General features: G+C 42.8%; 20 protein-coding genes and 1 pseudogene. 2 read left to right on the plus strand and 19 right to left on the minus strand.

What is annotated here, in order from left to right; translation table 11 throughout:
* Positions 1–95: 95 nt before the first annotated feature.
* The 10 genes from DP114_RS24190 to DP114_RS24235 form a co-directional block, all read right to left on the minus strand.
* Complete coding sequence (locus tag DP114_RS24190) at positions 96–707, minus strand: hypothetical protein (protein WP_171977329.1); 612 nt, start codon at positions 705–707, stop codon at positions 96–98.
* Between the two features lie 4 nt (positions 708–711).
* Positions 712–2,079: an ATP-binding protein gene (locus DP114_RS35300; protein ID WP_246162727.1), complete on the minus strand. Its 1,368-nt coding sequence runs from the start codon at positions 2,077–2,079 to the stop codon at positions 712–714.
* Between the two features lie 222 nt (positions 2,080–2,301).
* Positions 2,302–3,945 (minus strand): acetolactate synthase large subunit, encoded by a 1,644-nt coding sequence (locus DP114_RS24200; RefSeq protein ID WP_169268155.1) that lies wholly within the window; start codon positions 3,943–3,945, stop codon positions 2,302–2,304.
* Between the two features lie 47 nt (positions 3,946–3,992).
* Complete coding sequence (locus DP114_RS24205) at positions 3,993–5,360, minus strand: NAD-dependent succinate-semialdehyde dehydrogenase (protein ID WP_171977330.1); 1,368 nt, start codon at positions 5,358–5,360, stop codon at positions 3,993–3,995.
* Between the two features lie 371 nt (positions 5,361–5,731).
* The gene (locus DP114_RS24210; protein WP_171977331.1) at positions 5,732–7,336 is read right to left on the minus strand and encodes an adenylate/guanylate cyclase domain-containing protein; all 1,605 of its coding nucleotides are present in this window, start codon (positions 7,334–7,336) and stop codon (positions 5,732–5,734) included.
* Between the two features lie 178 nt (positions 7,337–7,514).
* Positions 7,515–8,396 (minus strand): ribosome biogenesis GTPase YlqF, encoded by an 882-nt coding sequence (gene ylqF, locus DP114_RS24215; RefSeq protein WP_171977332.1) that lies wholly within the window; start codon positions 8,394–8,396, stop codon positions 7,515–7,517.
* Between the two features lie 427 nt (positions 8,397–8,823).
* Positions 8,824–9,195 carry a VOC family protein gene (locus DP114_RS24220; protein ID WP_171977333.1) on the minus strand — a complete coding sequence of 124 codons (372 nt, stop codon included), beginning with the start codon at positions 9,193–9,195 and terminating at the stop codon, positions 8,824–8,826.
* A 22-nt stretch (positions 9,196–9,217) separates the two neighbouring features.
* Entirely contained in the window at positions 9,218–10,069 is an 852-nt protein-coding gene (gene fdhD, locus DP114_RS24225; RefSeq protein WP_169268150.1) for a formate dehydrogenase accessory sulfurtransferase FdhD, read from the minus strand.
* Positions 10,070–10,275: 206 nt separating this feature from the next.
* Positions 10,276–12,501 (minus strand): FdhF/YdeP family oxidoreductase, encoded by a 2,226-nt coding sequence (locus DP114_RS24230; protein ID WP_171977334.1) that lies wholly within the window; start codon positions 12,499–12,501, stop codon positions 10,276–10,278.
* A 351-nt stretch (positions 12,502–12,852) separates the two neighbouring features.
* Positions 12,853–13,437, minus strand: a complete 585-nt coding sequence (locus tag DP114_RS24235; protein ID WP_171977335.1) for a CIA30 family protein — start codon at positions 13,435–13,437, stop codon at positions 12,853–12,855.
* Positions 13,438–13,640: 203 nt separating this feature from the next.
* Here DP114_RS24235 and DP114_RS36405 point away from each other — a divergent pair.
* Positions 13,641–13,764, plus strand: a pseudogene (locus DP114_RS36405) (IS982 family transposase); the annotation flags it as partial.
* A 158-nt stretch (positions 13,765–13,922) separates the two neighbouring features.
* A complete protein-coding gene (locus tag DP114_RS24240) occupies positions 13,923–14,474 on the plus strand; it encodes a hypothetical protein (protein ID WP_169268147.1) in 552 nt (183 codons plus the stop codon).
* Positions 14,475–14,949: 475 nt separating this feature from the next.
* Here DP114_RS24240 and DP114_RS24245 read toward each other — a convergent pair whose 3' ends face one another.
* The 9 genes from DP114_RS24245 to DP114_RS24285 form a co-directional block, all read right to left on the minus strand.
* Positions 14,950–16,767 (minus strand): tetratricopeptide repeat protein, encoded by a 1,818-nt coding sequence (locus DP114_RS24245; protein WP_172195283.1) that lies wholly within the window; start codon positions 16,765–16,767, stop codon positions 14,950–14,952.
* Positions 16,768–16,818: 51 nt separating this feature from the next.
* Positions 16,819–17,259, minus strand: a complete 441-nt coding sequence (locus DP114_RS24250; protein ID WP_169267430.1) for a hypothetical protein — start codon at positions 17,257–17,259, stop codon at positions 16,819–16,821.
* Between the two features lie 172 nt (positions 17,260–17,431).
* Positions 17,432–17,797 carry a LysR substrate-binding domain-containing protein gene (locus DP114_RS24255; RefSeq protein WP_211178650.1) on the minus strand — a complete coding sequence of 122 codons (366 nt, stop codon included), beginning with the start codon at positions 17,795–17,797 and terminating at the stop codon, positions 17,432–17,434.
* Positions 17,798–17,871: 74 nt separating this feature from the next.
* Positions 17,872–18,558, minus strand: a complete 687-nt coding sequence (locus tag DP114_RS24260) for a pentapeptide repeat-containing protein (RefSeq protein WP_171977337.1) — start codon at positions 18,556–18,558, stop codon at positions 17,872–17,874.
* Positions 18,559–18,561: 3 nt separating this feature from the next.
* Positions 18,562–19,203 carry a hypothetical protein gene (locus DP114_RS24265; RefSeq protein WP_169267428.1) on the minus strand — a complete coding sequence of 214 codons (642 nt, stop codon included), beginning with the start codon at positions 19,201–19,203 and terminating at the stop codon, positions 18,562–18,564.
* 129 nt (positions 19,204–19,332) lie between these two features.
* A complete protein-coding gene (locus DP114_RS24270; RefSeq protein ID WP_171977338.1) occupies positions 19,333–20,961 on the minus strand; it encodes a flavin monoamine oxidase family protein in 1,629 nt (542 codons plus the stop codon).
* Positions 20,962–21,342: 381 nt separating this feature from the next.
* Entirely contained in the window at positions 21,343–21,684 is a 342-nt protein-coding gene (locus DP114_RS24275; RefSeq protein WP_171977339.1) for a cupin domain-containing protein, read from the minus strand.
* 112 nt (positions 21,685–21,796) lie between these two features.
* Positions 21,797–22,981 (minus strand): Gfo/Idh/MocA family protein, encoded by a 1,185-nt coding sequence (locus DP114_RS24280; protein WP_171977340.1) that lies wholly within the window; start codon positions 22,979–22,981, stop codon positions 21,797–21,799.
* 60 nt (positions 22,982–23,041) lie between these two features.
* Complete coding sequence (locus DP114_RS24285; RefSeq protein WP_169267424.1) at positions 23,042–24,211, minus strand: zinc-dependent alcohol dehydrogenase; 1,170 nt, start codon at positions 24,209–24,211, stop codon at positions 23,042–23,044.
* Positions 24,212–24,241: the final 30 nt, after the last annotated feature.

Raw genomic sequence — 24,241 nt, forward strand, 5'->3', positions numbered from 1 at the left:
TAAGGGCTTATGTGTCAAGTATCCGAAAAAATCCAAGCCTTGTGACGCTTTTCATAGATAATTCTCCATTAGTTAACAAACTGAAATTTTTATCATTACTTATCCAATTGCAAATCACACTGTTGAAAAACATAATTAACCGCTGCAAACAGCCGCTCCAAATCCTGAATTGTATAAAAAGTTTTATTTTGTGTAAAAATATCTAAAATTAGCTTGCCGAACTGCCAGACTGCCCCATTAGAAACAATTCCAAAGATAGTTTGTTCTGGCTCATTATTCAGCCGTTGCACTGCCAACATTTCTGCCAAACACTGTCCCCAGCCTTCAGTAAAATCGCTTTCTTTCTTTGCCTCAACTAATACGAAATATGGCTTGTCAAAAACTACTGTCCCAAGGGGCGATCGCTTTGCCACTATGTAATCAGGAACCCCACACAATTTTTCATCATAAATCAATGTTTGATGACTCCAGAGAAGAAAGTTACTCCGATAAGCTTTCCAAACTTCTTTCAAAATCGGATAAATGATATTCTCGCAAATCGCAATCTCGGAATTATCAAAAACTCCCTCGTTGAAAATTAAATCTAATTCTTGACGAAAAGTATCACTGATGAAAAATTCTGTTTCAATAATAAAATTATCCCGCACATATTTAATCTGAAATTCTTTCGCAACTACCCCAATGCTCTTGTAGCTACTAAAAGGCATTTTTTCACCTCTCCCTGTTTCTTTCCAACAAATGAGCAAATGGTTTTATCTGTCGCAATCCCTCCTCACACCAATCATCAGTCTCCCCATCTTCTAGATTAAATAATCTTTCTCGACAAAGTATTTGCAGCAAGAGTGGTAAGCATTGACTTTGTTGCAAAATCCACTCTACATCTTCCTTAGCGAAAATAATAGGTGAACTAGCAATCAATTCCCGTGCTTCTGTCTCAGTCAGCGCTCCCAAAGTTGCGGTATAACCGAAAATATTGAAGAAAGGCGAACTATGCCCTGTATTGCGAGCAAGTTCAATGGGTGACTCATGGGTAGCTAAGACAAACGCCAGATTTCCGCTTGTGTGGTTAGTCGCTAATGAGCGCAAACTCTCCCAAAACCCATCATCTAATTCTGGACAGCGTTGTAAGCCAACGCCAATTTCATCCAGTAAGATGACTGTGGGCGAATGTAGATTATCGCTGACTATATCCATGAAGTAATCCAAATTACAAGGTGTTGGCACTTTTAAACTCAGGCATTCGAGGATATAGCTCAATAACCTTTCTCTACCTGCCATGCGCGGGTCTTGGAAGTCTACGAATATCCACTTATGATTTTCTGGATGCGGTAGCCAGTCGTACTTTTGACCAGAACGCAACTGTTCTAGTGGAGTGGTGGTGATATTTTTCAGGTAGTGTAGTAGAGAAGTTTTGCCAATGCGCCGCTTACCGATAATTGCAGCGTTTTGCAGGGGATAGCGTTTGAGTAAGTCGAAAAGGCGTTTGAGTTCTTTTTGTCGTCCAAAAAAGTAGCGAGGATGGGTGATGGGTGAACCAGTGATGAAAGGTGAGGTTTCCTCAGTTTTTGGTTTAGGTGGAGGCGGTTGTTTTTTCTCAACTATTTTTTTCTTGAGTGGAGGACTTTCCAGCGCTGCTTCAATTTGATTTAGCTCATGTCCAAGACACTCTAGTTCAGCTTCCTCATATAACAACGTCTGTTCTGATTTAAACTTATCTGCTGCACTAGTTTCAATCGCCAAGCTTTCCCGTATACGCCCGACTTTCTCGGTCCGAATATTCCACTCTTGTTGAAGCGTGTCTCGTTTCTTCTCCAAGCGATAGTATTGCTCAGCGCTCAATCCTTGAGGTTGAGTTTCCAGTTCTCTATGTGCGATCGCTCGCCATTCTAGCTTTAATTTCTGGCTAATTCTGATAAAATTCAGACAATCAATAAATTGACCACTGAAAAAATTTTTGACAGTGGATGAAGATATTCCTAGTTCCAGAGCTAGAGCTTGTTGGCTAGGATAGCCATTCTCTTTTAGAACTGACTGAATTGTTGCAATGTGCTGTAAGGCAATTCTCAGCGATCGCGCCATCACCAGTCGTCGAGAAACTGCTTAGAGTATAGCGGTTTTTCTTAAAAAACTACACTAAGCACAGAGGACTTAAAGGAAATTTGTAGACTTCTGATAGAAATTTTTATATCTTTTATGTCTTTGTGGTTCCAAAATAATTTTTCTACCACAAAGCTAGGGTAAAAAAAATGAAGAGTTAGGAGTTAAAAGCTCTTAAACTCCCAACTTTTCACTCCTCATTTCCTACACCGTACAATTCAACTCAACGGCTTTTCTGGAGAAACGTGCATTCTCCCGGTAGTCAACAGGACAATCTATCACTGCTGGAACATCCTGTGCCAAAGCCTCTTTCAGGATAGGAACGAAATCAGTAACCGATTCAACACGGTAACCTTTTAGACCCATGCTTTCAGCAAATTTTACAAAATCGGGGTTGCCAAAATGCACAAAAGATGATCTGCCTTTACCAAAGTAATTTTCTTGCTTCCACTCAACTAAGCCGTAACCACCATCATTGAAAATAAGGGTGACAAAGGGTGTACCAACACGTAAAGCTGTTTCTAATTCCTGGCAATTCATCATAAAACCACCATCGCCTGTTGCAGCGATAACTTTGCGGTTGGGATGCACGAGTTTTGCGGCTACAGCCCCAGGAATTGCAATACCCATTGCGGCAAAGCCATTGGATATAATGCAAGTATTAGGACTATGGCAGTGATAATGACGAGCAATCCACATTTTATGTGCGCCTACGTCTGAGATGACGATATCTTCTGGTCCCATCACTTGTCGCAAGTCATAAATTAACTTTTGAGGTTTAATGGGAAACCCGTCATCATTGGCATATTCTTCGTAGTCAGCACGAATATTTGTTCGTAGGCTGATAGCATGAGGATTAGGCTTACCGTCCCGATCTGCAAACTTTAAGATTTCAAACAAAGAATCAGAAATATTGCCTACGACTTCAACATTAGGGATATAACTACTATCGATTTCTGCGGGGGTTACGCCTACATGAATAATAGGAATTCTGCCATCGGGATTCCATTTTTTAGGGGAAAACTCAATCAAATCGTAGCCAATGGCAATCACTAAATCTGTGCTATCAAAACCACAGGTAATGAAATCTCGCTGTTGCAATCCTACTGACCACAAAGCTAAGGAATGAGTGTAGGGAATCACACCTTTGCCCATGAAAGTGTTAACAACAGGAATGTTCATCTGACTGGCAAATTGTGTGACGGCATCGCTTGCTTGGTCGCGAATCGCCCCATTACCAACTAAAATAATTGGGTTAACTGCTTGGGAAATTGCTGCGGCTGCTGCCCTAATACTTGCAAAAGAAGCGAAGGTTTTTTCAATATTGTCCTTACGTAAGGGATAGCCTTCTGCAGGCATGGCGGCAATATTTTCTGGCAAATCAATGTGAACTGCGCCTGGTTTTTCACTTTGTGCCCGCTTAAATGCTTTGCGCACAAGTTCTGGTGTAATACTGGGGCGCACAATCTGTTTATTCCACTTTGTCACCGGGGCAAACATCGCCACCAAATCTAAATATTGATGAGATTCGATGTGCATTCTATCTGTACCGACTTGCCCAGTGATTGCTACCAAAGGGGCACCATCAAGGTTAGCATCTGCTACCCCAGTCATCAAGTTTGTTGCCCCAGGACCAAGAGTCGAAAGACAAACTCCTGCTTTTCCTGTCAGACGTCCGTAGACATCTGCCATGAATGCTGCACCTTGTTCGTGACGGGTGGTAATAAACTGAATGGAAGAATGTTTCAGCGCTTCTAAAACGTGTAGATTTTCTTCCCCAGGGAGTCCGAAAACGTATTGCACTCCTTCATTTTCCAAACACTGTACGAGTAATTCAGCTGTGTTCATATCTCCTCTTATTGTTCCTCTGGGTTGATTGCACCTGATGTGGTTTGTTATTTCACCCACACAGTTTTCACATTGACGAACTCATGTATACCTTGGATACTCAATTCTCTGCCATATCCAGAACGCTTGATCCCACCAAAGGGTAAGCGGGGATCGGACTTTACCATACCGTTGATAAATACCGAACCTGCTTCAATTTCTTCGATGAGGCGATCACGTTCTTGGGAGTTTGTTGTCCAAGCACTCGCGCCTAAGCCAAATGGTGTGGCGTTTGCGATTTTTATCGCTGCGTCAATATCCGGTACACGAAATAACATCGCCACCGGACCAAAAAATTCTTCCTGCGCTACTGGATTATCTGGAGAAATATCCGTGAGAATTGTTGGTGGATAGTAGTTACCAGGACGATCTGATAAAGCATGTCCGCCTGTTAAAACTTTTGCCCCATTCTTGACACCGACTTGTACCTGCTGGTCTAAGTCTTTGATAATATCAGGAGTTGCCAATGGACCCAAGTCAGTTTCGCTTTCCATCGGATCGCCAATTTTCAGCGCTTGAAATTTCTCTAATAGTAGCTTTTCAAACTTGTCTGCTATTGTCTCAACAACAATAAAACGTTTTGCTGCAATACATGATTGTCCGTTATTCAACATTCGCGCTGTTGTTGCGGTGGTAACTGCTGCTTCTAGGTCTGCACTTTCCAATACAATGAATGGATCACTTCCTCCTAATTCTAGGACGGTTTTTTTAATTTGTTTTCCTGAGGCTGCGGCCAAACTTGCGCCTGCTGGTTCGCTTCCTGTCAATGTAGCTGCTTTAACTCGATCATCACTCATCAAGTCAGCAACTTTGGCAGCACCTATCAATAGAGTTTGAAATACGCCTGTTGGGAAACCTGCTCTTTGTATAATTTCTTCTATTGCCAAAGCACACTGGGGAACGTTGGAAGCGTGTTTGAGTAATCCAACATTCCCTGCCATCAGTGCAGGTGCAACAAATCGGAACACTTGCCAAAAGGGAAAATTCCACGGCATGACTGCGAGAATAATGCCTAGTGGTTGGTATTTTACAAAACTATGGCTTGCATCGGTTTTTACACTAACATCAGCTAGGAATTCAGCAGCGTGTTCAGCGTAGTAACGACAGACGTGGGCACATTTTTCTACTTCGGCGATCGCCGCTTTGAAAGGCTTACCCATCTCCAGCGTCATAATCTTGGCAAAATCTGCTTTTTCTTGCTCTAAAATTTCAGCAGCTTTTTGCATCCAAACAGAACGTTCTTGAAAAGAAATTTTCTGGTACTTCTCAAAAGCCTGTTGTGCCAAATCTAGTTTCTCAGCAATTTCTGCATCGTTTAATGGCTCAAAAGTTTTCAGCAACTCTCCAGTTGCAGGATTAATTGTGGCGATAGCCATACCCTGACCTCCCCGTTGAAAATTTACTTAAGTTAGCATCCATACGTTGCAGACACCTTTTATGGAAGCTACATTTCAAATTGTAGTCTTTCAAAAAATGCTTACTTTACTTATATTAAAATTTTTCCATTCAAATTGAAACAAGCTATACATATTGCGTATGTATTTATGCTTACAATCTACGCTAAGCGAGTATGCATTTCACTGACCCTGGTTGATTGTAACAGGAGGTGACACTGTGATGAAAAATAAATTTCAAATTTAATATCTTTTTTAGGTTTGGATTATAAAATTAAGTCATAATAACTCTTAAACGTATAATGATAACTGTAATCAGCGGATTTTTTGATTTTTTAGCCAAAAATCTTTGATTAGTGCATTTTTGTTCGATAAATCTTGACTAATCGATTGATACCTTTGAAGCGATAATCTCCCATTTCTAAGAAGCTGGAGGGTTGTGACAGTATTGTGTAAGTATCTTCACTGACAACACATTCACCTGGTGGGCAAATTGCTTCCATCCGTGCAGCCAGATTAATTGTGGCTCCTAATGCTGTATACTCAACTCTTTGGGAACTACCTACATCTCCAACTACAGCCTTACCACTGTTAATAGCTATTCGCAATTGTAGTGGTTCTGTCCAAAAATTTTTTGCATTAAGATGTTCCAGACGAGTTAACATACCCATAGCAGCAGTGACAGCGCGATCGGCATGATCCGGTTGTGGTTCCGGGGCACCAAAAAATGCCATAATACAATCACCAATATACTTATCCAAAGTGCCACCGCCAGCAAACACCTCTTGCAACATCTCCTCAAATAAATTATTGAGCAAGTCAGCAATGTGAGTTGGTGAGAGTCTTTCAGAAATTGCCGTAAAACCGACCAAATCAGCAAACAAGATACTAATTTCACTTTCTTGTGGAGGTAAACGTCCATTTGGCAATGCACCAACAGCGATCAATTGCTGTACAACTGCTGGTGAATGATAGCGTTCGAGTCTTCGGCGAATCAGCTCTTCGCTTTTGAGTTTCTCGGCTAAGAGCCAACGTTGTACACTAGAAGCGACAAGATTTGCTAAGGCAGAAAAAAAGCTCAATTCTTCTTCACCTTCTTCTGCCCAATGGTGAGAAGACAAATGAGCATCAGCGTAGAGAACACCAACAACCTTATTTTCATCCCATAAAGGCACCGCCATCGCGCTGCGAATACCTTTGACTAAAAGACTATTTTCTCCTGCAAACCTTTCATCATTTTGAGCATCAGCAGTTTGAATAGCAACTTTTTCCTCGAAGACTTTTTGGCATATACTACGACTAATCCAACTGCCATCACTTGGCAGGTATTCTTGGTAAGAGATATCTCTGGTAGCAGCGTTTAATAATTCTAGTTTACCAGATCCACTAACATCAATTAATAATCCCAAACGATCAATACTATTAAGGTAACGAAACACCACTTCCTGAACTTGAGAGAAAATTTCCTTTATTGAAGCTGCTGCAGATAGATTTTTAGCTATATTGACTAAGTCTTTCAGGCGGGCGATCGTTTTGTCTTTGACGCCAATATCACCATAGACATTATCAGCGAGAATCCATTGCTGTTGCAATTGTTCAACGTCGCGAAGAATTGTTATTCCTGGGGAGACAACTCCCTGACTGAATATTGATGAGTCAATAGAACTCAACACGATTTTCAGACACACATCCCCAACCCAAATAATATCGCCGTCTTGCAACTGTTGAGGAGAACTGATCAGATGTTCGTTTAATTGAGTACCGTTTTTGCTGCCCAAATCCTCAACGGTCCACGTATCGCAACGAGTTTTGATAATGCGGGCATGGTAACGTGAAACTCCTCCGGAGACTAAGTATAAGTCACATTGTGGCAAACGACCGATAGTAAAAACATCTTGATGCACTGTGACCGTTTTTTCAGAATTATCCTCTTGTAGGCGCAGTTTCAGTTTAGTCATGATTTCTATAAAATCCATTCTGGACGCAGAGAATGCCACCATTGCGAAAGCAAAGGATATACTCAGGGTTACCTTTTACTTTTTCTTGATTACACTCTCAATAGGATTCCAACGACCACAAATAGATTACCCAACCCATGAATTCCTCGCGACTATACTCAAAATCTCGCCCTACTCCTTATCCAGGTGGTAACTCTAAAGGAATTTCACCTAGCAAACCCTTACGAAAATCTGTTAGTAAGCTACGTGCAGTTTTTTCGACATCACCTTGATAGCGATACTCTGCTAAAGCAAACATATATTCTTCTCCGGTTAGGGGAGTCGGGTCAAGTTTGTAACGTGATTCTAACGGATTATCTGGTATAAAATCAGCCGTATTAACTCGGAGATTTTTCCAGATATCTACTAAAGTTGCTGCGACTATTTGATTGTCGTAAGATGCGTCACCGATATCGTCACAAATGGCTAACTTCAAAGCTGCTTCTTGATTTTCCAACTTAAGAGGAATAACACCAGGGGCATCCAGCAATTCTAATTCCTCAGAAATTCGCACCCAACGGAGTTGGCGAGTTACCCCAGGACGCGCTGCACTTTCCACCACTCGCCGTTTCAACAGACGGTTGATCAAAGCTGATTTACCAACATTGGGAAAGCCAATTACCACAGCACGGACTGGACGAGGTAACATCCCGCGACTGTTCCGACGTTCATTAATCGCAACTCCAGCCGCTTGTGCCGCTTTTAACACCGCACCCACCCCTTTACCTTGTTGAGCATTGGTAAAATAAGGTAGTTCACCCTGACTCTTGAACCACTTTGTCCACACTTGCTGGACTTGAGGCAAAATCATATCAACTCGGTTTAGCACTAATACCCGTGTTTTACCTGTTACCCATTCTCCAATTCGGGGATGGTGTGTTGCCAAGGGAATACGGGCGTCGCGTACTTCCAGTACGACATCAACAAGCTTGAGATATTCTGTTAATTTTTTTTCAGCTTTAGCGATGTGTCCTGGGTACCATTGAATAATGTTTAATTTATAGTTTTGAGTTATTGACATTTATTCTTTTTCCTTGGTTCTTTGTCCTTTGTCAAATGACGAAGGACTGTTGATTATTGACTGGCAAACTGATGAAATGAAATCTATAGGTTGTGTTAGCAAATTGTAACCTATCACTGAAGAAAACTGAATATAAGAATATTAAAATAATGAACAGCTAACGACGCAGTTAAGAGGCGTGTAGTGGAAGATGCCCGACCCGCGACCAACGCATTCCACGATTTGGTGGACAGGTCTTTATCCAAGTGATAAAATTCATGACTGCTAACTGATAACTGATAAGTGTTACAAACCACAGATGCACACAGATTAACACAGATAAATCATAGAAGTGCATTTGTGTTAGTGTATCGTTGGAATTTCATGACATTAACGTTTGTAAGAGCCTTCTTATAAAATTTTAGGCATACAGTAGCAAAGGGCGTATTTACTTTGACTGATGTATAATTATTCTGTTACCATCAGGGTCATAAGCGTAAATTTCCTTACCGTGAGAAGCAGTGATAATCTCTCCGGGTGGTGAATACCCCAATACACTCAGGTGAGCAATAACACTTTCTAAATCACTCACCTCTAAACACAAACTCATCTTACTTTTAGCTGAATGTTCAAATTCCGAAAAATGAGTTTGTTTTGGTTGAAAAATACCTAATTTTAAACTAGGAAGTCGGAACTCAGCATAAATATTTGGGATGTAGGTAGTTGGTTCTATACTGAGAAATTGGGTATAGAAACCAACCAAGTTTTCTAGATCAAAAGTTGCCAGAGCAATGAATGCATCAGTGTATTGAAAAGTCATCGTATTTTAAACTCGTTCATTGCTATCCCTTGTTTTTATAAACGTTTATTCTCTCAAAACCAGTGTAGACATTGAACCGTTCCCCTCGCAAAAATCCAATTAGAGTAATCCCAAATTCTTTTGCTACAGACACTGCTAAACTACTAGGGGCTGAAACAGAACAAACAATGGGAACACCAGCCGCTGTAGACTTTTGCAAAATCTCAAAGCTAGAGCGTCCGCTTACCATGACGATATGATCGCTTAAGGGTAACTGCTCACTCAGCAATGCTGAACCTATTAATTTATCCAAAGCATTGTGACGCCCCACGTCTTCATGCAAATTCAGCAGCTGTCCTTGGGCATCAAACAAAGCCGCAGCGTGCAAACCTCCTGTAGCCTTAAATATACCTTGAGCCGCCCGCAGCTTATCTGGTAAATCATAAATCATCTCAGCAGTTACAATGGGTTGTGGAAGAATAACCGGACAACCTCGTAAACGCAAAGCCTCTAGACTTGCCTTACCACAAACTCCACAGGCACTTGTTGTATAAAAATGTCTTTCCAAAGGCTGTAAATCTGGATTCAAACCCTCTCCAAGGGTAACATTCACAATGTTGTAGCGTTGCTCAATATCTACAGATTTATCCACGCAGTAACTCATGCGTTGGATATCTTCTTTACAACTAATAACCCCCTCACTGTAAAGAAAACCAGCAGCCAGTTCAAAATCTGCCCCTGGTGTTCGCATGGTAATAGCGATTGTTTTTTCAGGAGAGACTAGGCGAATTTCCAAGGGTTCTTCTGTGGTTAGTTGGTCTTGTCGAGGGCGTACTTGACCTTTTTCTACTACCCAGACAGTAGCTTTGCTTTTACTACCAGTTTGCGTTTTCATGCTTCCATCTCTCCATCTGTACACAAGTTCCCACAAACTCACTGACCGAATTTTAGATTTTGAATTTTGGATTTAAAGGTTCAACATCCAAAATTTAAAAAGGTGACTCGTCTGGCGAAGTTTCCAACGGCGCACTTAACCCGCGCATGGAACTTCTCTGGGAATTTCTTCATAGAAGAAATCTAAAATCCGGCATGTCTGACTCACTAATCAACCTTTTCCAAACGCACCACAGCATTATAATCTGGCACTCCTTCACGCGATCGCTTACTTTTATCCAGCAACACATTCCCCTCTGGCCAATGTACCTGCAAATTTCCTGGTTTAATGGGTGCTGTGTAAACTTTTCCTTTTAAATTACCAAGCTCGTTTGTCAGAATAACTACATCACCATCATTCAATCCAAAGTGTTTGGCATCTACCTCATTGATAAAAACCGCCTCGCGTACTGCCCCTGTAATCGCATCCTTACGCTCTTGTACCATAGAATTAAACTGCTTACCTCGACGCGTAGCTACTAGGAAGCTACCTTCTGGTAATTCTCGCTCTCCACGAGACACCACCGCAAAATGAGCTTTACCATCAGCAGTTGGAAAATTCCAGCCAAAGCACAAATGTGAACCACTATACTGAAACTGGTCGCCTGCTTCCTTGAGGTGTTGAATTCCAGCGTATTGCAGGACAACTTGGGCAATTTCTTGACGCATACCAGCAGTATCAACAAAAGCTAACTTGTCTGCCAACTCAGGACGCACCCGCCTTGCCAATTCCATAAACACTTCCCACTCTGGACGCGCCTCCCCAATACGGGGACCAGGAATTTCTGGGCTGAAAATGACTCGGCGTTCAGTGCTAGTTTCTGTGACTCCCCCTGGTATTTCGTAGCGAGTTGTTGCAGGTAACAGCACCACAGTATCTGTTGGTTCCACAAGCATTTGGCTAGAAAGAACAATATCCATGTGTACTCGCATCGGTACTCGCTTCAAGGCATCTTCTACATAATCAGGTTCTGGCAAAACCTCCAAGAAATTCCCACCTACAGAGAACAATACGTCTAACTGTCCCTCAGATGCTGCATGAATCATTTCTGGAGCAATCAAACCTTTTGTGACTGGCACATCAAAGCCCCAAAGCTTACTCAACTGAGCAGCATTTTCTGGGATAATAGGCTTACCACCAGGAAAGACTGTCGCGTAACATCCCATCTCTGCACCACCTTGTACCCCAGAGTGACCGCGAATGGGCATCAAACCGCAACCTTCCCGACCAACAAAACCTTTGGTAAGAGCCAAGTTAATAATAGCTCGCACGTTGTCTTCGCCACACTCATGCTGGGTAATACCCATGCTCCAGACAAAGACAGCTTTATTTGCTTCTCCAACCATTTTGGCAAAAGCATACATTTCATCGCGCTTCGCTCCTGAAAGCTGCTCTAACTTTTCCCAAGATTGAGTTTCAAGGAAAGCTTTAAGCTCATCAAATCCAGCAGTGTAGCGGTTGATAAACGACTCGTCTACCCAGCCGTTGGCAATCATATGCTTGATTGTACCATTCAAAAATGCCATGTCCCCGCCCATGTTTACCAAAAAGAAATCTTCAGCAAACTTAGTACCAAACAAAGCACTTTCTGGAATTGAGGGAACCCAGTATCGCTCCATCCCTGGCTCGCGGTAGGTATTAATCACGACTATTCTTGTACCTGCCTTCTTGGCATTGTGCAGATACTTAACGGTGACAGGTTGATTATTGGCGACGTTTGAACCAATGAAAACTAATAAATCTGTGCCAATCCAGTCTTTGTAAGAGCAGGTGGTTGCAGCTGCACCGATTGCACCTTTTAAACCTGCGGTACTAGGAGAATGACAGATACGGGCGGCGTTGTCAATATTGTTGGTTCCCATCGCCCGCACAGCTTTTTGAGTGGCGTAGTATGTTTCGTTGACAGTGCCTCTGCTGGTAATATAAAAGCTTAAGCGGTCTGGTGTTGTGGCGCGAATGCGACTGGCGATCGCTTCCAATGCCTCATCCCAGTTGACTCGGCGAAAGCCTTTTTCCCCACTCTGGCGGATCATTGGGTAAGGAAGCCGTCCCAACTCGCGTAGTTCAGCACTCTTTTTTGTCTGCAACGCAGAGACATCCGCCAAAATTGCAGGGTCAAAAGCTGGCATTGTGTTCATCTGCAAAAGCCGCAATCGGACATTGCAGACATGAATTCCATCTACTGTCCAATCTTTCATCCCGGTTGTCCCCAAAGCGCAACCATCACAAACACCCTTATTCAGGATGTTCCACGCATAAGGCAACTTGTGACGAGATAGCCAAATGGCACGAAAAACTTCCCAGTAGTTATTTGGATATTGCTCGCCAATACCAAAGGGCTTCCAACTTGCCCAATGTGAGGGTGTCCAATGCTTTTTGGGTTTAGGCAACATAATGAAGGAGCGCAGAAACTATTAGCTGATACCAAGTTGCGGCTCAATAACCTCACCTTATCCCCCTCTCCTTACTAAGGAGAGGGGTGCCCGTCAGGGCGGGAGTGAGGTGAGACCAGCGCTGCGGGAGGGTTTCCCTCCGGAGCCACTTCTGTGCGGGGGTTCCCCCCGTTGAAGAATGTGGCGTCAGGCGACTGGCGAACCCAGAGGGTGTAAGTCATGAATGCAACGCGCGTATGAGTATGTACTCGTTGACGCACTTACTATTATATGTCTGTCTTGTCAAGACCGATTATCAGAAGCTTGAGGAAGTACGAGCAACTAAAGCAAATATTCAACCAAGTTTTGACTTTATTCTTGATTTGTGACCAATACCTCTGAACCCACATCTAAACCAAACTCAAGTGGAATGGGTGAATCTGGTTCCTGCTGGCTGCGATTGATTTGAAAAGAAAGCGATCGCACCTGCTTAAGATCCAATTGAAAGCTATCTACAAGTCTCCCACGAATTTTTGGTTGAAACTCACTCAAAGCCAACTTCACTTTTGTCCAGTCTGTCCCAACAACAAACTCTTGCTCAAATGTGAGAGTTCCAGCGTCCTGCTGAGTTTGCTCGTCTTTGAGTGTTAGCGTGTAAACGACTCTGGCTTCTTTAGATTTAGCGTAGAATTCTATGTACTTGTATTGGCTCAAATCTTGGGATAAAGGTGTTTCTACAAACGCAAACCCGACAAGTCCCCCGTTACCCTCAATAGCAGCCAGTGTACCCTGAAATTGTAATTCGTTTTCAGCTTTGAGCAATGTTGCAACACTAGCACCAACTTGCGGTCTTTCAGTTTTATCAGTCTTGATCGACCAATCTGCCTCAACAGTTGAGAGCGTCACTCTGGGGTCTTCAAAATGATTAACTTCTGCGCTTGCCAAAGAAGAGTTCATTAGACAAAGAAGAATAGAGGCTACAACTAACTTTTTTTTCATGTGAAGAATTATACAATATTGCTACCACTTGTTCATAACATGGCGGCAAACCGTCTTGCCAAATCCCCAATGTCGTCCAAGCGAGCGATAAGCCGGAGGACTTCGGACGTTCGGTGAAGCTCAAAGGTACAGTGATGTATCTTCTCTTATCCGACCTCTTCAGAAATATATGGCATCTCACCAGTCGTCTCAATCGTAAGATTTTAGCTCATACCGTCTGTTTTTTGGCTTAATCGCCACAATTGTAACCCTCTTCAGTTCGACGAACTTGTTAGGGAACATTAAGTCGCACATCGCGTCAATTATAGATATAACTATAACCATTAGGCTATACTGACGGCTTTCATCCCTTGTTTAAGGCACGAAAACGCAACTACGTAGCAGTCTCTCAAAGGTTTTCAGCCAGCCATTCTTATAAATCAGCGTTTAGAACTAATCTCTATATGAAAAATAAATTAAGCGGATTAATAAGTACCTTTGTCTTAATCACAACAGTATCTATTCCTCAGATTACCTTTGCTGGCGATCGTCAACCGCAAACAAGCCCACAATTATCTGATAAAACTCTTACTATCCTTGAAAAGAATGGTCTAAATGACGACCAACGGCAGAAGATAACAGAGGAGATACAAGCATCTTGGCATGAGTTATGTCTTGATGATGGGCAAATCCCAAGATCTTCAGACAAGGATGACTTCTGCAATTCTATGCCCCAACGAGTTTTAAAAGTTCATCATAGTTTTCATTCAAAAGGTAACATCACCACAAAGATGATAAAATCGCACCCTGTCCGCATCATAAAATCGAAAAGCGGCAAGCTCATAGTAGTGATATACAACTACAAAATAAATTTACCGAATTTACAGGGCAATGAAATTCTCAAGTCTGTGGAGAAAGAAATTCCAAAGGTCATCCAGAAAGCAGTTCTGGTCATCGAGAAAGAAATTCCAAAGGTCATCGAGAAAGAAATTCCAAAGGTCATCCGTAAGATATAAGATAATTTTAATTTTGTCAATTAGAAATTATGCTGAAATTTTGGAAAAAGCGGAGGTATTAAGTTAACTCTTGTACTGGACTTATAGGTCAAGAATGAATGATGCGTATCCAGATTACGCGATCGCCTACTCAAAAATTGTGTTCTAACCCCGCTTTTTAGCCTTAATTTGAGTATTATTGCTTATTGACAAAGGGTATCCGACCTTAACCTCTCACGAATGGGTCAAAAGTGGTTGGTGAAGGGGGTAAGCATAGCTACTCACAAACTTTTTGATAATGATAATCAAGTGAAGATTAGCCCAGAACATATGCTTCTGTAACTTTTGATTATGGTTTCAACCTAAGTGTATTTTCCCTACCTTGTATAGGTTTGAGGTTTGTTTTGTCCTCAAAAATGTTTAAGTCCCGGTAGTAGCAACAAGGGACATGAAAGTATCCCAAGCCTTAGTATCTTCAGTAGTCACAGTTGCATAACTAATATTGCGTCGCAGCACTATTGTCCTGGCTTATAGCCTGGGCTTCCTTATACAACGGTTCAGCTTCTTGATAGCGCTCTTGGGAGGTGTAGAGATCTGCTAAGTTGTTTAAGTAAGTGACAAGGTCGGGATGTTTTTCTCCTTGTATCTTTCTTGTTAGTTCCACGGCGTCATTATACAATGGTTCAGCATCTAGATAGCGCTTTTGTAAGAAGTAAACCTTGCCTAAGTTGTTCAAGTAAGTGGCAAGGTCGGGATGTTCTTCTCCTTGTATCTTTCTTGTTAGTTCTACGGCAAGCATATAGCGTTGTTCAGCATCTTGATAGCGCTCTTGGGCGGTGTAGAGATTTCCTAAGTTGTTCAAGTAAGTGGCAAGGTCGGGATGTTCTTCTCCTAGCACCTCTGCTGTTATAGCTAGGGCTTCCTCATACAATGGTTCAGCATCTTGATAGCGCTTTTGGAAGTAGTAGATATTTCCTAAGTTGTTCAGGCAAATGGCATAGTAGGGATGTTTTTTTTCTAAACTGCATCTTACTACTAATACACATTGCTCACCCCAAGGTTGAGCAAGTGCATACAATCCCTGTCCCGAATAAAATCTACCCAAGCCAACAAAAGCCCAAATTAAATTTTCATCACTGACTGCATCAGTCAGATTTTGTGCCACTTCCGTTAAATGTGGAATAGCATCTTTGACTGATTCAATATCACGACGGATTGGCAAATCGGGGATTTTTTGAGCAATCGCGATAAAAATTTCTGCAAAAGCGCGTTTCAATTCATCGGCTTGTTTAGATGCTGCTTGTTTGACTTTTAAAAACTCCCGAATTAAGGGATGAATTTTGTAACCACTATCTCGTTCTGCTAGCCGTTGAATCAAATGAAGCTTGTAAAGTTGCTTTTTCGCCTCCTTCACATCTGCTTCTACCCAATTAAGAGACTTACTCGTGAACTCCACCCATTCCCAAAGTATGACATCTGGTGCAAATAAGCTTAATAATTCACCGACATATTGTGTTTTTTGATTGAGTTCTCGCCAGCTTAATTCAAATGCTGCTTTTACCCCACGCTTGGCTGTCATTTCTGTATCTTGCAATTGCTCCTCTTCTGGGTTAATTGCTTCATCTCGCAATTGTTGAGCCTTCAAGTGGTGTAACATTTCTGCTAGAGATAAATCGGGATCTTCTACCAAATACCGCCCCACTAACTCCAAACCCAGAGGTAAATAACCCAGCCACGCACACAAACTTTCTGCTACTCTTGATTCTTGTTTTACTCGTTGGTCTTGTTCGCCCAACACCTTTGTTAAAAATATTAAAGCATCCTCTGCTGAGAGCACATCTAGCGATATTTCCACAAAGTTGGTGTCTATCCGTCGCAGGCGCGTTGTCATCAAAATTCGGAAGCGGTTAGATTTTGGCAGTAGCTTGCGACAACTTTTCCAAGAAGTGACATCATCCAGTACAATCAACACTAGACCTTCGGTCGGTCGCCAGTTCTGCCAGAACCACTCTACTTGTTGTTCAGGATTAAGTTTTCGTCCCCCCAACTCCTGCGGTACTTCCAAATTCATGTTGAACAGGGCAAACTGCAAAATCTCTGCTGCTAAATCTGATTCTCTGGCATTTAACCAGCAAATTCCACCAGGGTAATCCGCTTCATGTTGTCGTACATATTGGGTTGCGAGTTCGGTTTTGCCAACACCACCCATACCAGAAACAGCAGAAATTGTCACTACGCTTGGTTGCTGCAACTTTTCTCGTAGTAGGCAAAGTTCATGCTGTCTGCCTACAAAATTGGCAGAACCTTGTAACACAACATTATTTGGGGGATTTAACTTTGTCCGTTCCCATTCGGACGACTGCAGTCAAATATTAAAAGTACTACCTCTTTGATCAATGGTTTGGTTTTGAGCTGCATTAATAGCTTTTTCGATGTTTTGGATAAATGTTGAAGGGTATGATTGTTGAGATTTTTCTACAGATGCTTTTATCTGTCTCAAAATTTCAGCCAAGTTTGATGGTGGATTAGTTTCTGCTGCTGTTGCCAATTCCTGTGCAGCTTGAGCCACTTCAGGATTAGCCTTAGCCGCAGATTCTACTTCTAGTACAGCTTTGCCATAATCGATTGGTTGAGAAGGTGCTTTCTCAATACCAACTACTGTATGGGGAGAGTGTTTTTCAAGGGTGACGAGAAATTGACCAGCTTTATTCCATATAGTTTCCCCTACCTTTTCACCCGTTTTTTCCACAGCCTTAGTCGCAATCAAAGTCCCAATAGCGATCGCACCAGCAGTTAATGGCTCCATATGCTACCTCGTAAGCACGGCATCCTATTTATTTCTTACCACATAATTTTTGTTGTCAATTCCGCAATCGAAATAAAAACTTATAGTTTAAGTTTCAGATCTTGATGCGCCAGTCAACATAAGGGCATTTTGATGGAAAACACAGAAAAAGCGGGTTATTTTTGACAAGCTTTCAATCTACAACATCAACTCGCTTTAACGCAGCCGTCAATTCTGTCATAAACTCAACAAAGACGCGAACTTTAGCCGAGAGATAACGTTTTTGCGGATACAACACTGCGATCGGTAATCCAAGTTGGGTCGTGTAGGATTGGAGAATCGGTTCGAGGTCTCCACGTGCGATCGCTTTGGCTGCAATAAATTTGGGAAATTGAACCACACCGGCTCCTTGAATCACCGCCTCTAAAATGACTTCTGAATTATCGAATCGCAGATAACTGTCAACGCAAAGGTCAATCAATTTTCCATCTTGTTCAAACTTCCAGTTAGATTCTCGCCTAGTCTGTGGATAGATAAAGTTGACACAGCGATGCTGCAGGTGCGACTGTCGCCATCAACTGGCGTGATTGGGTTTACTAGGTCGCTTGCGAACGCACTAGGACAACACATGTATTACTCAGGTATTATTGTGTCCTGAAAATCCACACCACTAACGTTGGCTCCCCTGAGTTTCGCTCCCTCAAGCTTAGCTCCTCTAAGATTAGCTCCTGCTAAGTTCGCTCCTTGGAGGTTAGTCCATCTCAAGTCAGCTTTACTCAAATCAGCTTCACTCAAATTAGCTCGTAATAAGTATGCACCACTCAGGTGAGCTTGCCTGAGATTAGCTTTGTACAAGTCAGCTTTGTAAAGATAAGCCCCGATCACTTCTGCCTCGTACAGGTTTGCCTTACTTAAGTCAGCCGCAATTAAGTTCGCTGCGATTAAGTTTGCAAAACAGAGGTTAGCACGAATTAGCTTTGCATAACCCAAATCGGCATCTCTCAAGTTAGCGCCTTTCAACTCAGTCCCAATCAAGTTAGCCTCACACAGGAAAGCGCCTTTGAGATTCGCCTCAGTCAAATCAGCTCCAATCAGATTGGCATGACTTAAATCAGCTTGTGTCAGTGTAGCAGCGCTTAAGTTAGCAACACTGAAGTTAGCAGCGCTTAAATTAGCTTTGATGAGGTTGGCTGTGTAGAGGTTAGCGCCATTGAGTTCAGCATCTCTAAGATCTGGTTCAATTTGGGGATTTTTCCTTCTCCACTCATTCCATGCCAGCGCACCTATTTCTAATAAAGCTAGATGCTGAAGATTTGCCATTTTCTACTCCTGACGCCCACTCAAAGGATTTACTCGACCAGTTACATTTTCAATCGCCGTTAATGCTCCTTGAGCACCTGCAAGAATATCTCGTTCTTGTCCACCCAAGTAAAGCCGTCCAAAGCTCCCTACAGGTTGAACTGCTAGTATATTAATCGCCGCCGCTTTCTCTGCTTCATTTGCAGCCAGTGCAGCATAAGCAGCAGGCTCAACTTCTAATACATACAGCGTTTCCCCTGCTAGCAGCATTTGTCCCCGGTTCGTGCGATTGAGAAGCTGTGCTTGGTAAGCATCAATGTTACGAATAATCTGGTTAGAAACAACACGCGGTTTGAGACATTCGTGTTTTTTGACTCCCAGTGTCGCCAAAATGGCTTGACCAGCAGCTCGCGTTTCCCCTTGGGAGCTAGAATGAATTTCTAATAGACCATACAATCGTTCGACCACAAGTGCTCCTGGACGGACAGAAGCTGCTTTCAATGCTACATCAGTAATCCGATTAATTTCGATACCAGGAGAGATTTCAATCCATAGCGATGAATCTCCTGGTAATGGCAAGAAACCTTGAGCTACTGTTCCCATATATGCTGCATGTTGAGGTTGCAGGCTGTCGAGAAATACGAAACTGCGTAGTTCTATTCCCAAGGTTGTGCTCCAGTCATAAGGGGAAAGGTTATCTGTTGCAATATGTTAAGTGCAACCAACCTTAAACTACCATAGGGTGGGTACTAGAATTGCTGGGTTACGAAGTTTGTTTTTCAGTATCCTTTTCCCCTACACCGCTACACCCCTAGTTCTGGTCATTCGCGCTTGTTGTTGAGCCGCGCTCTTTTTCAAACCCAAAGAACGTAGAATTTGGACAGCAGCCATTTCACCTGTTCTACAACCACCTTCCATATAACCTTGGAATTTTTGGGAGCAATGTTCGCCAGCAAAAAACAGATTGCCGACATTTTCTTGTTCAGATCCTGCAATTGTTGTCCACTGTCCTATAAGATAGCAAGCATAGGAGGCTCTTGTATAAGGTTCTGTGGGCCAATACGCACGAATAGCTTCACCCTTGCGGACACTAGGAATTCCTGGGAATATCTTTTCTAGTTGTGTTAGCAGTTTTTGAGCTTGAGATTCAGCGGAACCTTGTCCTAGAAGTAAACTGCTTTGACCGCCAGTAAAATTGGTGAGTAGACCATTTGAACCTGGTTGATAGCGAGAAGCTTCCCAGATGCTTTGAAAGTCAAGATCACTAGAGACAAATGCAGTTGAGTTATAGCGTGTGCGCCAGATGCGTTCTTGATAAGCGGTAATTAACTTGGCATTGTTACCATAACCTAATTGCGCGATCGCCTTCTTTTTTACTGCTGGCAAATCTACATTTAACGAGACTTGACGCAAAGTACTAAAAGGTAACGCCAGCAAAACTCGCTCATATGTTCGTTCAAAAGAGCGGTTACCAGAACGTAAACTGACTCGGTAACTACCATCGCTTCGAGTTGCGATCGCTTCTAATTCCGTCCCTGTTTCGATAGAATTGGTTAAAATTCGTGCTAACAAACGAGGGATCTGGTCATTTCCACCAACAATCTGATAACGTTCATCACTTTCAGCACTAATCTGAAAGCTCTTCGGATCTGTGCCAATAAAAAGCAGCATATTCAAACTAGACTGCTCTCTAGCTTCTCGACCGTATAAACCAGTGTAAGCAACTTGTATTCTCTGACTCAGAAGCGGGTGAACTTGTGCTTCCTCTAAGTACTGAGTGATAGAGGTATTATCTAACTTACTAGCAACCTGATTGTGTGTACGATAAGTGACAGGTATCTTGCCGATAGCGGCTAAATCTCGCTTGATCTTCTGCACCAATGGAGTGAACCACTGTAAGATTTCTTTTTCTGATATCTTACGCCCCTGAAAATACAATGTTCCTTGTATCAAGTCCTTATCAGCAGCAGACAAATCTGCTATTTGCAAACCTAATTCCTGCGCTAAAGAGCGTAAGCTAGTATGGTTTGTGTCAATAAATTCTCCACCTAAGTCTACAGGTATAGAAGTCCCTAAAGCATTTTGTAGCGTATATATTCGACCGCCAATACGATTTCTTGCCTCAACAATATCTACAGGAACCCCTGCTTGAGAAAGGCGATAAGCAGCGACGAGTCCAGCAATTCCAGCACCTACTACCAAGACTTTAGGAATTGTGGCATATGCAACCGAGTCACCTCCATCATCCCACGTCACTGCACTGATGGCACTTGCTAATCCCAAACCTCCATATATTAAGCGACGACGAGTGGTTTTTTGGTGGAAAATCTCAACTATTTCGTCTGTAGGAATTCCTGTTTCTAGAGACACCTGAGTGATTTTGTAAGCTCGCCGTAATAATGCCATCAACGCCGATCTCGTCATTGCATTTGCCTTTATTGTTTATTGTTATTCCAAGACAAATCACATCAGCTAGCTGATTAGCTGCCCTCATGAGTGTAACACTGTTCCTTTTGGTAAACGCAAAAATACTAGCTCCTTTCTGTGTTCTCTGCAGCTGGTTTAGCTAGAGCGATTCCTCTAAACCTGAAAAAGAAAACTGACACGTACAAAGCGTACATGTCAGTAGATTGGGTGCAAATTTTTCCAGTGACAATTGAAACGACCAAAATCGGAGTGTCAATATTAGCCCTAGGGATATCTGAAGATCTATTTATGATGACAAAATCAAGAAAAAAACCAGAAGTTTAGCTTCTGGTCACATATAACTAAGAGATAATTTTGTCAAGATTGACTAAGTATGAATTAATTCTCGTCTCGACCGTGAACTTCAGCAGGTGGACTGGTTGCTTCAACAGCGGTAAATGGTTCTAGAATTTTGTAAGTGTGGGATGCTCCTTTTGGCACTACCCAGGAATTTCCAGGCTCCAATGAAACAACTTGACCTTCAATATGCAACTCGGCACGACCACTGATGACATAACCAACAGTTTCATATTCCCGTGTTGCGGGTTCTTTGGATTCATCAGGTTGTTCGTTTTCCCAAAGACGCATTGATACAGATTTACCAGAGGCGAGATATTTTTGACCTTGTTGACCTTTGGGAGAATGGGCGGAGTCTACTTTTTTAACGCTTGTGTCAGACATATTTGTTTCCTTAATTGGGTTTATGAAAAATGAACCGCGTAGACGCGGAGCGGCTTCCCGCAGGGTAGGGCGCTAAGGACGCTAAGGAAGAAAAGGAAGAGGAGAGTGAGTGCTAAACTTTGATGCTTTTGCCTGTGCGGGCGGCTTCGTAAATAAGCTGCATAAGTTTAACGTCTTGTAAGCCTTCTTCGCCCGGTGTTTTGGGTTGTTTGTTTTGTATGATGGACTCGGATAAGTGATCTATCTCTAGGGCGAACTGATTCTTGTCTTCAATTTTTTGCTCTTGGTTACCGTTTTTGCTTTTTAGAATCAAGCGATGTTTGTAGTAGTCTGTGGCTGGATCTAATTCCAAGACGGCGTCAGACCCGAAAACTTGTATGCGTTTGGTATTGGAGTAGCCGTAGCTGGAGCTACAGTTAGCAAGAACGCCGCTAGGAAAACGTAGCACGAAGTTGACATTTTCCTCGACTTCCCGAAAGCGGGGGTCGTTAGGGGTGCTGTATATCATGGCACTAATTGCTACGGGTTCCTCGCCTGTGATGTACCGTGCTGCTTGTAAGCTGTAGATACCGATGTCGTAAAGGGAACCGCCGCCAGCTAATTTTTTTTGCGCGCGCCACCTATCTTGAGGTTCTTTGGGGTTGAGGTTTCGTCCGTGATCTGAGGTGATTAACTTGAGCTTGCCAAGTTTGCCACTTTGAGCAAGTTGAATGGTGGCGAGGTTGTATGGTTCGTATTGGGCGCGGTAAGCAATCATCAATTTGCGGTTTGCTTTTTTTGCCGCTTCAATCATTGCTTGGCATTCAGCTACAGTAATCGCCATCGGCTTTTCACACATAATGTGTTTGCCTGCTTGCACTCCACGAATACTGTATTCCGCATGTAACGCGTTAGGTAGAATGATATAAATAATATCTACTTCTGGGTTATTGCGGATAGAGTCATAGTTCTGGTAATTGTAAATATTTTTAGGATTGACGCTGTATTGCTGGGCATACTTCTCGGCTTTGGCGCGATCGCCACTCACCAACGCCACCAACTTCGACTTCTTACACTCCGCAAACGAAGGCATTATCTGTTTGGTGGCAAACTCACCCAAACCAACAATTGCCCATCCGAGCTTTTTTTCTGGAGGTAAAGATGGTTCATTGGATGGTGCTGGTGCTGCTTGGGCTAGGGTAGGCGCGGGTTTGATAATGTTTCCGACTGCCCCAACAACACTCAGTCCCATGAACCCAAAACCTGCCTTATATAAAAGAGCACGCCGAGATAGTTCTTTTTTTACAGAGTCAAACATAGTTAGTTATTAGTCGTTAATCATTGGTCATTTGCAGCAAAGGACAAATGACCAATGCCATTATGGTTTCAATACAACTTTGATGCAGTTGTCTTTTTTATCCTTGAAAATTTCGTAACCGTGGGGCGCTTGTTCCAGAGGTAAGGTATGGGTAATAATAAATGATGGGTCAATCTCCCCATTCTGGATGTGCTCAAGTAAAGGACGTAAATACTTATGGACGTGAGTTTGTCCCGTCTTGATGGTCAAACCTTTGTTCACAACAGCACCCATCGGCACTTTGTCCACAAAGCCTCCGTAAACACCCGGAATTGATACATGACCGCCTTTACGACAAGAAACAAGCACTTGACGCAAGGCTGTAGGTCTGTCTGTTTCTAGACGCACTGCTTGCTTTGCTTTGTCGTATAACGCCATAAAGTCTGTGCCGTGCGCTTCCATTCCTACTGCATCCATCACAGCATCAGGACCACGACCGCCTGTCATTTCTTTAAGGGCTTCGCCAACATCCACTTCTTCATAGTTAAGAACTTCTGCTTTGCCGTATTCTTTCGCCATTTGCAGGCGTTCGGGGACACGGTCAATGGCGATCACACGCTCTGCACCCAGCAAATAAGCGCTTCTGATGGCGAACTGCCCAACTGGTCCACAACCCCAGATAGCAACGACATCACCAGGTTGGATGTTGCAGTTTTCCGCTGCCATGTAACCAGTCGGAAAAATATCTGTCAAAAATAGTACCTGTTCATCCGTTAAACCATCAGGTATTTTGAACAAGCCTACATCGGCAAAGGGAACTCTGGCGTATTCTGCTTGACCGCCAGCGTAACCACCCAACATATGGGAGTAACCAAATAGACCTGATGGTGAATAACCCATCAACTTTTCAGCTATCCAAGCGTTGGGGTTAGAGTTGTCACACAGCGACCAGTAATCATGTTTGCAAAAATAGCAGTTACCACAGGCTATTGTGAAGGGAACGACAACGCGATCGCCCACTTTAATATTTTTTACTGCACTACCAACTTCAACGACTTCCCCCATGAATTCATGACCGAGGATATCCCCCTTTTCCATTGTGGGGATGTAGCCGTTGTAAAGATGCAAATCAGAGCCGCAAATTGCCGTGGAGGTAATTTTGACAATAGCATCTCGTGGGTTAATGATTTTGGGGTCTGGTACCGTTTCGACTCGCACATCGTTGGCACCATGCCAGCAAACTGCTTTCATACTCTTTAGTCCTTAATGATTACTCATTCG

The sequence above is a fragment of the Brasilonema sennae CENA114 genome (genome assembly GCF_006968745.1).
GTDB lineage: Bacteria > Cyanobacteriota > Cyanobacteriia > Cyanobacteriales > Nostocaceae > Brasilonema > Brasilonema sennae.

Excerpts from the sequence above, each read along its gene's own strand:
- DP114_RS24190 (WP_171977329.1), bottom strand. The coding sequence starts at position 707 with ATGCCTTTTAGTAGCTACAAGAGCATTGGGGTAGTTGCGAAAGAATTT.
- DP114_RS35300 (WP_246162727.1), bottom strand. The coding sequence starts at position 2,079 with ATGGCGCGATCGCTGAGAATTGCCTTACAGCACATTGCAACAATTCAG.
- DP114_RS24200 (WP_169268155.1), bottom strand. The coding sequence starts at position 3,945 with ATGAACACAGCTGAATTACTCGTACAGTGTTTGGAAAATGAAGGAGTG.
- DP114_RS24205 (WP_171977330.1), bottom strand. The coding sequence starts at position 5,360 with ATGGCTATCGCCACAATTAATCCTGCAACTGGAGAGTTGCTGAAAACT.
- DP114_RS24210 (WP_171977331.1), bottom strand. The coding sequence starts at position 7,336 with ATGACTAAACTGAAACTGCGCCTACAAGAGGATAATTCTGAAAAAACG.
- ylqF (WP_171977332.1), bottom strand. The coding sequence starts at position 8,396 with ATGTCAATAACTCAAAACTATAAATTAAACATTATTCAATGGTACCCA.
- DP114_RS24220 (WP_171977333.1), bottom strand. The coding sequence starts at position 9,195 with ATGACTTTTCAATACACTGATGCATTCATTGCTCTGGCAACTTTTGAT.
- fdhD (WP_169268150.1), bottom strand. The coding sequence starts at position 10,069 with ATGAAAACGCAAACTGGTAGTAAAAGCAAAGCTACTGTCTGGGTAGTA.
- DP114_RS24230 (WP_171977334.1), bottom strand. The coding sequence starts at position 12,501 with ATGTTGCCTAAACCCAAAAAGCATTGGACACCCTCACATTGGGCAAGT.
- DP114_RS24235 (WP_171977335.1), bottom strand. The coding sequence starts at position 13,437 with ATGAACTCTTCTTTGGCAAGCGCAGAAGTTAATCATTTTGAAGACCCC.
- DP114_RS24240 (WP_169268147.1), top strand. The coding sequence starts at position 13,923 with ATGAAAAATAAATTAAGCGGATTAATAAGTACCTTTGTCTTAATCACA.
- DP114_RS24250 (WP_169267430.1), bottom strand. The coding sequence starts at position 17,259 with ATGGAGCCATTAACTGCTGGTGCGATCGCTATTGGGACTTTGATTGCG.
- DP114_RS24260 (WP_171977337.1), bottom strand. The coding sequence starts at position 18,558 with ATGGCAAATCTTCAGCATCTAGCTTTATTAGAAATAGGTGCGCTGGCA.
- DP114_RS24270 (WP_171977338.1), bottom strand. The coding sequence starts at position 20,961 with ATGACGAGATCGGCGTTGATGGCATTATTACGGCGAGCTTACAAAATC.
- DP114_RS24275 (WP_171977339.1), bottom strand. The coding sequence starts at position 21,684 with ATGTCTGACACAAGCGTTAAAAAAGTAGACTCCGCCCATTCTCCCAAA.
- DP114_RS24280 (WP_171977340.1), bottom strand. The coding sequence starts at position 22,981 with ATGTTTGACTCTGTAAAAAAAGAACTATCTCGGCGTGCTCTTTTATAT.
- DP114_RS24285 (WP_169267424.1), bottom strand. The coding sequence starts at position 24,211 with ATGAAAGCAGTTTGCTGGCATGGTGCCAACGATGTGCGAGTCGAAACG.